We start from the raw sequence: 6328 nt of genomic DNA, 5'->3' as shown, positions 1-6328 counted from the left end.
GGAGCGGGTTCCGGTCCATGATGGCGGCCCGGCTCTTCCCGGGCGTGCCGTTCTGGGCGGCGAACTACTGCGCGGCCGTCTCCCGCATGGGCTGGATGCCGTTCCTGCTGGCCACGGCGCTCGGCTCGATCCCGAACACCGCCGCCTACGCGGTCGCCGGCGCGCGTGCCTCGGCTCCGACGTCCCCCGCCTTCCTGCTCGCGATGGCCTGCATCGCCGTACCGGCGCTGGTGGGCACGGTGGTGGCCTGGCGCAAGCGCCACCACCTGCGGGGCCACTGACGGCTCAGACGCCTTCGAGGATCATCGCGTTGGCGAGTCCGCCCGCCTCGCACATGGTCTGCAACGCGTAACGGGCGCCGCGTTCGCGCATCGCGTGGACCAGGGTGGTGGTCAGCCGGGTGCCGCTGGCACCGAGCGGGTGGCCGAGGGCGATGGCGCCGCCGTGCACGTTGACCCGGGCGAGGTCGGCGCCCGTCTCCTGCTGCCATGCGAGAACCACGCCGGCGAAGGCCTCGTTGACCTCGAACAGGTCGATGTCGCCGAGGGCGAGCCCCGCCCTGCGCAGCACCTTCTCGGTGGCCGGGACGACCCCCGTGAGCATCAGCAGCGGGTCGGAGCCGGTGACGGCGAAGCTGTGCAGCCGGGCGAGCGGGCGCAGGCCGAGCCGGGCCGCGGTGTCGCCGGAGGTGATCAGGACGGCGGAGGCACCGTCGTTGACGGGGCTCGCGTTGCCCGCCGTGACGTTCCACTCGATCTGCGGGAAGCGCTCGGCGAAGCCGGGGTCGTGGTAGGCGGGCCTGAGGCCGGCGAGGATCTCCGGGGTGCTGTCGGGGCGCACGCACTCGTCACGGGCCACGCCGTCCAGGGGCGCGACCTCGGCGTCGAAGAGCCCGGCCTGCCACGCGGCGGCGGCCTTGCGGTGGGAGGAGACCGCGAACTCGTCCATCCGCGCGCGCGTGAGGGACCACTTCGCGGCGATGAGCTCGGCGCTGATCCCCTGCGGCACCAGGCCCTCCGGGTAGCGCTCGGCGACGCCGGGCCCGAACGGGTCCTTGCCCGCGGGCACGTTCGACCACATCGGCACCCGGCTCATCGACTCCACCCCGCAGGCGACCACGAGGTCGTACGCGCCCGAGATGACGCCCTGCGCGGCGAAGTGCACGGCCTGCTGGGAGGAGCCGCACTGGCGGTCGACCGTGGTGGCCGGGACCGACTCGGGCAGGCCCGCGGCGAGGACGGCGTACCGCGTGGTGTTCATGGCCTGTTCGCCGACCTGGTCGACGGTGCCGCCGATCACGTCGTCGATCAGCGCCGGGTCGACACCGGAGCGCTCGACCAGGGTGCGCAGCGTGTGGGCGAGCAGCTGCACGGGGTGGACGTGGGCGAGGGCGCCGTTCGGCTTGCCCTTGCCGATCGGGGTGCGTACGGCTTCGACGACGACTGCGTCTCGCATGGTGCGGCCTCCTGCGTGGACCGGGCCGGCATGGGCGCGGCTACTAGTGAGTAGGAAATCCAAACTCACCATAGCTCGGAGAGTTGGAAAATCAAACCCTGATCTAGACTGGGCCGCATGGCCGCCACGAAAGACCCGCGCCCCTGCTCCATCGCCGACGCCCTCACGCTGGTCGGCGAGAAGTACTCCCTGCTGGTCCTGCGGGAGGTGTGCCTGGGCAACGGCCGCTTCGACCAGCTCGTGCGCAACATCGGCGCACCCCGCGACATCCTGGCCGCGCGGCTGCGCCGGCTCGTGGACGCCGGGGTCCTCACCAAGCGCGTCTACAGCGAGCGCCCCCAGCGCTTCGAGTACCGGCCCACGCAGGCGGGCCTGGAGCTGGAACCGGTACTGATGACCCTCAAGGACTGGGGCGACCGCCATCTCCGCCACGGTGTCGACCTGCCCATGGCCGTCGAACACGCCTGCGGCAACGAACTGATCCCACTGGTCACCTGCCGGGCCTGCGGCGCCCCCGTCCACCACGAGGACCTGACCGCCCACCCCCAGGCCCCGGGCTGGACACTGTCGGGGCCCTCGGCGGCCTGAACGGCGAAGCCGGGGCCGCTCCTTGGTCTGCGCACGACCCCGACGGCCACCGAGCCAGACCGTCTCACCGGCCGCCATTCCCGGTCACGTGCCGCCGGACCGCGGCGGCGATGCCGGTCCATGTCAGCGTCCGGGTTCCGGGCCGACGTCGTGGACCTCGATCCGCCGCCCCCCTCGGCCCGCGGGGCGCAGTCTGACAGTGCGCCACCAGCGGGCGCCCCAGCTCTCCTTCGACGAGCAGCCGGCGCACATGCCGGGCGCCGGAGCCGAACCGGTGCTGGAAGACGATCGCCGCGTACGGGCCGCAGCCGGCGCCCTCCTCGGCCTCGATCGCGTCGAAGTCGGCGAGCGAGGGCACCGGCGGCTTCTCGCACCGCCCCCAGGCACCGGCGCGCAACGCGGCCACCGTCCACGCCCGGCGCAGCATGGGATCCGGCGCTCGGCGCAGAACGACTCCACCGCACGCTGGTCGATGCCGACGGCGGCGGCGGCCACCTCCGTATCACCCTCCCGCGCGAGCCGCGCCGGCGCGGGCAGATGGGATCCGCGCGCGATGGCACCGGTGCCGATGACGGCGACCGAATGCGCCTACCGGTGGGCGGGGTCGAGGAGCGGGGCGAGTGGGAGACGGGCGGCGGTTCAGCACTCCTCCGCGACGGCGGGAACGCAGGCCGGGCCAGACGAAACCCCGCTTCCGACAAGCGCTTTCCCCGCGCCGCAACGCAGGGTCGGCGACCGGGCCGGTCAACACCGCGAGCCGCAAGGCTTGTCGGCCAAGGCGATGCACCGGAACGCGGCCTTCATCATCGCCCGGTCTCCGCGGACGCCCTGAGCCCGCACGCGGCGCTGACGCCCGGCTGACGACGTCCCCCTTTCGGACAACTTCCGGACGCCTGGCCACCCACCTCCGACCTGCGCAAATCCCCAGCTGTCCCAGGCACTTGGCACATGCGGACAGCTGACTTCGCGACCCCGGTGACCAACCCCATACGTTCTGCGTAGCGACGCGGTAGCGCTGTGTCAGTGCTTGCCCCTAGGCTGTTCCGCATGTCCCCCGATTCCATGCTCTCTGGTTCCGTGCGCTCTGCTGCCGAGGTGAACGAGCAGATCCGGGCGCTGTGGCTGCGTGCGGGCGGTTCCCTCTCGGCCCAGGAGCGCGCGGAGTACGAGCAGTTGGTCGTGGAGTGGGCCGCGGCGATCCGCGAGGCGGTCATCGAGGCGGCCTGAGCCCGCAGGTGCACGAGCGTGCCGGCGTGCATCTCCGTGGCCGGCGGCGTCACGCCCTCGGTCGTTGGTGTGCGGTGCGGGCCGCGTGTCCCTGGTGGAGGGAAGCTATTTGCGCGTGCCGGACGCAATCCCGTTGAAGGTCGTTTCCGTATCCCTCCACAGGAGGAAGCATCCCCTGCACAACAGCACCACTGCCGAGTGTCGCTTGCGGCGAAACTCCGCACTGACCGGGCGGCGCTTCTCAGGAGTCCGGCTTCGAGCCGGAGCGCACCGCGCCCAGCCCGCTGCGGCTGCGCAACTGTCCCTTCCCACCCATGGCGGCCAGGGCCCCGCAACTGGTCCGCGCCGTCTATCAGGTATTCCTGTTCGACCATCCGTTATCTGCATTGTCTGGGAAGCAACAAGATCACAGCAACGCTCGCCCCGCCACCCGGCGCGTGGTGCGTCGAACCGCGCGGTGAGCACACGCATGGAGCCGGTCCAGCGGGGGCACGGGCGGCGAGCGGCGAGCAGAGGTGAACCTGCGGCTTGTGGCTGAGGTGCGCCCGGTCGGTCTGCTCCGTGCGCCAATTAGCCGGAGCCACCATGAACTCCACCTCCGCCAGCGAAGTCACCCTCAGAGGCGTGGGGGCATGCTGCGCCCTCGGAAACGTGGTGCTGCACGCACTCCTCGTTCCTGATCACCTTGAAGAGAAGTTCTACATCGGCCTCCTGTTCGCCCTGGGCAGCGCCGTCATGCTCGTCGTGGCCGTGGGACTCGTGACCCTGAGGCGCCCTATGGTTGCCTGGCTGACCGGGGCGGCCGTCAGCATCGGCATGGTCATCGGCTTTCTGCTGTCGCGCACCGTCGGCCTGCCGGACGGCTACTACGAACCCGGCTGGGAAGCGCCGTACGGCCCCCTGTCCTTGATCGTCGAAGGGCTGTTCGTCCTCGCCTGCCTCGCCTGGCTGGGAAGCCCGGCGGCTCCCGGTGCCCCCTCGAAGCAGCCGTACGCAGCGGACCGGGCGCGGCCCGCGCACGGACAAGGAGTGTTGAAACACTGAGTTGGGCGCGTCGGTGCCGGTGGTCACGCGGACGGAGCTGTGGCCCGGGCCAGGACGCGGCCGGCGTCGATGTCGGCCCGGTCCAGGTCGAATTCGGCCCGGTGCATCCTCCCGGGCACCGGGCCTCGGCGGCGCAGCCGGGATCATGGGCAGGTGATGAAGCGGAACAAGAGGGCTCAGGCCCAGCAAGCAGGGTGTGAATCGGGTCTCTCCGCGTACCAACAGGCTTTGCGGGACCGGCTGCTCGCCGCCCCTGTGGTGGCCGCGCCCGAACCCTGGCGGCCGGTCTTCCAGCCGTGCGTCCCTGTCGGCGGTCTTCTCGGTATCGGCTTCGCGTCGCATCCCGGCAGCGGACACGATCTGGTGATGGTCGTCTCGCACGACGGTCACGGCCTCTTCGACGCCGTCACGGGCGCGAGGATCGCCAGGGACCGTGATCCCGACCCGGCCGACGACACCCCCGACGCGACCGCCGATCTGACGTGCCCTGGGCTGGGCCCCGTCGCCGGCGCCAGGGTGCACATCGCCGGGCTCTTCGGCGGGGGGCTCCACACCACCACCGCGGACAGTTGGATTCTGGAGGTCGTCACCCCTGTCTGGCCCGCTGATCGCGTCCTGTTGTCCCTCGACGGCGGACTGCCGCACTCCGGTCCGCACGGAGAGCAGTGGTGGCACATATTCCACTCCGACCGCTCCGAACTCCGAGCCGTCGGGTTTTCGCCCTCCGGGGAGACTCTCGCTGTCGCGACCAGCAGTGACCTGTCCCTGTGGACCCGTCGGCCCGCCCGCGGCCAGGACGGCGACGCGGACAGCTGACCACGGGACTCCTGGGTCCCATTCGGGTCATCCGGGGTGCCGCTCTTCGTGGAAGGGCCGACTGTGAGATCGGGCGGTTCGCGTCGCCACCGTTGTTGCGCCATGTCACGTGGCCGGTGCCCTGGCCGCGCCTACGCTGGAGGCTCCGATGAGCCCATCCGAGACACATCTGGCCGTGATCTGCGACTGGCCGCTCCTCCAGCTCGGTCTCGCACAGGCCATCGGTGCCCAGCCGGATCTGAACATCACCACGTTCGCCACCTGCGTCGATGAGTTCACTACCCCGACGAATGACGTCGATGTCGTTCTCCTGATCACCTCGCAAGCCCGCGACCAGGAGACCTCTCGCCAAGTGACCGAACTGTACAGACAGGGGCACGCCGTGATCGTGATCTCGCCGTCCGGCGCGCAGTCCGACGCCGTGCTGTGCATCAAGGCCGGCGCCCGCGGATATCTGAGCCGGCACACCACGGCCGCGGAACTGGTGGCGGCCGTCCGCGTCGTCGCTTCAGGACGAGACTATTTCGGCGCGAGCCTGGCCGGTCGGAGCATACCCGCGCCTCCTCCGCATATCACCGGGCGAGAGAAGCAGATCTTGCAGCTGGTGGCCGGCGGCGCGACAGATCGCGAGATCGCCGCGAAACTGAACATCACCGAGAACACGGTTCACACGCACCTGGAACGACTTCGAAGAAAAAGTGGCTCACGCCGCAGGGCCGAACTCACCCGCTTCGCCCTGGAGAACGGGATAATCGACAGCGATCCCACGGAATGACTACATTGGCGCGTTTTGTGAGTCTTCGTTCGGGTGAATGTCGTTCAGGCTGTTGACTATGGTCACGGACGACGGATGCGAGGGCGCGGGCACCTGAATGAGCATGGGAATGTAAACCATTTGCCCGTGTCGGAACTCCGCTTTCGCCGAGAGCCGGTAGCAGACGGGTGCCTGGGGATTTTTCGACGTCGCATAGCAGCGAAGTACCGAATTCGCCTGGGGCGAGCCGGTTCCTGTTCCCTCACTCGCCGATGCGCCGCACACGCCGGCCGCGAGGCAGGCGGAGGCTGCGGCCGCGAGAGCGACGCTCCGCAAGATCACCTTGCCCAATGTGTTCACCTCGGTCGCCTGGGCGTGGCGCTGGATCTCCGCCCGACGGCGCACGGTGCTGGAGCAGTCGTTCGGCCAACTGCCCGAACCGGA

Annotated in this window: 8 protein-coding genes and 1 pseudogene; 6 read left to right on the top strand and 3 right to left on the bottom strand. The window is 70.3% G+C overall.

Translation table 11 applies throughout. From position 1 onward, the window contains the following. Positions 1-281 (top strand): VTT domain-containing protein (locus tag ACWEN3_RS38715; RefSeq protein WP_452981104.1); only part of this gene is annotated, 281 nt, incomplete at its 5' end. Between the two features lie 4 nt (positions 282-285). On the opposite strand, the gene ACWEN3_RS38710 is transcribed toward ACWEN3_RS38715, so the two are convergent. Further along, positions 286-1455, bottom strand: a complete 1170-nt coding sequence (locus ACWEN3_RS38710; protein ID WP_452981101.1) for a thiolase family protein — start codon at positions 1453-1455, stop codon at positions 286-288. 117 nt (positions 1456-1572) lie between these two features. On the opposite strand from ACWEN3_RS38710, the gene ACWEN3_RS38705 reads away from it, so the two are divergent. Next, positions 1573-2043 carry a winged helix-turn-helix transcriptional regulator gene (locus ACWEN3_RS38705; protein ID WP_452981098.1) on the top strand — a complete coding sequence of 157 codons (471 nt, stop codon included), beginning with the start codon at positions 1573-1575 and terminating at the stop codon, positions 2041-2043. 190 nt (positions 2044-2233) lie between these two features. On the opposite strand, the pseudogene ACWEN3_RS38700 reads toward ACWEN3_RS38705, so the two are convergent. Further along, positions 2234-2723 (bottom strand): annotated as a pseudogene (locus ACWEN3_RS38700) (Gfo/Idh/MocA family protein); the annotation flags it as partial. Positions 2724-3090: 367 nt separating this feature from the next. Here ACWEN3_RS38700 and ACWEN3_RS38695 point away from each other — a divergent pair. The 4 genes from ACWEN3_RS38695 to ACWEN3_RS38680 all read left to right on the top strand — a co-directional run bounded on the left by ACWEN3_RS38695 (position 3091) and on the right by ACWEN3_RS38680 (position 5905). Further along, a complete protein-coding gene (locus ACWEN3_RS38695) occupies positions 3091-3270 on the top strand; it encodes a hypothetical protein (protein ID WP_452981095.1) in 180 nt (59 codons plus the stop codon). 585 nt (positions 3271-3855) lie between these two features. Next, positions 3856-4314 carry a hypothetical protein gene (locus ACWEN3_RS38690; RefSeq protein ID WP_452981092.1) on the top strand — a complete coding sequence of 153 codons (459 nt, stop codon included), beginning with the start codon at positions 3856-3858 and terminating at the stop codon, positions 4312-4314. Between the two features lie 156 nt (positions 4315-4470). Further along, the gene (locus ACWEN3_RS38685) at positions 4471-5130 is read left to right on the top strand and encodes a hypothetical protein (RefSeq protein ID WP_452981089.1); all 660 of its coding nucleotides are present in this window, start codon (positions 4471-4473) and stop codon (positions 5128-5130) included. 148 nt (positions 5131-5278) lie between these two features. Continuing rightward, on the top strand, positions 5279-5905 hold the full coding sequence (locus tag ACWEN3_RS38680) for a LuxR C-terminal-related transcriptional regulator (RefSeq protein WP_452981086.1): 627 nt from the start codon (positions 5279-5281) through the stop codon (positions 5903-5905). Here the strand turns inward: ACWEN3_RS38680 and ACWEN3_RS38675 are convergent. Next, positions 5906-6328, bottom strand: a 423-nt coding sequence (locus tag ACWEN3_RS38675) for a hypothetical protein (RefSeq protein ID WP_452981083.1), incomplete at its 5' end; no start/stop codon positions are given.

The organism is Streptomyces sp. NPDC004561 (assembly GCF_053602155.1).
This window is presented reverse-complemented; position numbering and strand designations above follow the sequence as displayed.

What these genes read in the sequence shown, in the direction of transcription:
- ACWEN3_RS38690 (WP_452981092.1), top strand. Translation starts at nt 3,856, where the DNA reads ATGAACTCCACCTCCGCCAGCGAAGTCACCCTCAGAGGCGTGGGGGCA.
- ACWEN3_RS38695 (WP_452981095.1), top strand. Translation starts at nt 3,091, where the DNA reads ATGTCCCCCGATTCCATGCTCTCTGGTTCCGTGCGCTCTGCTGCCGAG.
- ACWEN3_RS38710 (WP_452981101.1), bottom strand. Translation starts at nt 1,455, where the DNA reads ATGCGAGACGCAGTCGTCGTCGAAGCCGTACGCACCCCGATCGGCAAG.
- ACWEN3_RS38685 (WP_452981089.1), top strand. Translation starts at nt 4,471, where the DNA reads ATGAAGCGGAACAAGAGGGCTCAGGCCCAGCAAGCAGGGTGTGAATCG.
- ACWEN3_RS38705 (WP_452981098.1), top strand. Translation starts at nt 1,573, where the DNA reads ATGGCCGCCACGAAAGACCCGCGCCCCTGCTCCATCGCCGACGCCCTC.
- ACWEN3_RS38680 (WP_452981086.1), top strand. Translation starts at nt 5,279, where the DNA reads ATGAGCCCATCCGAGACACATCTGGCCGTGATCTGCGACTGGCCGCTC.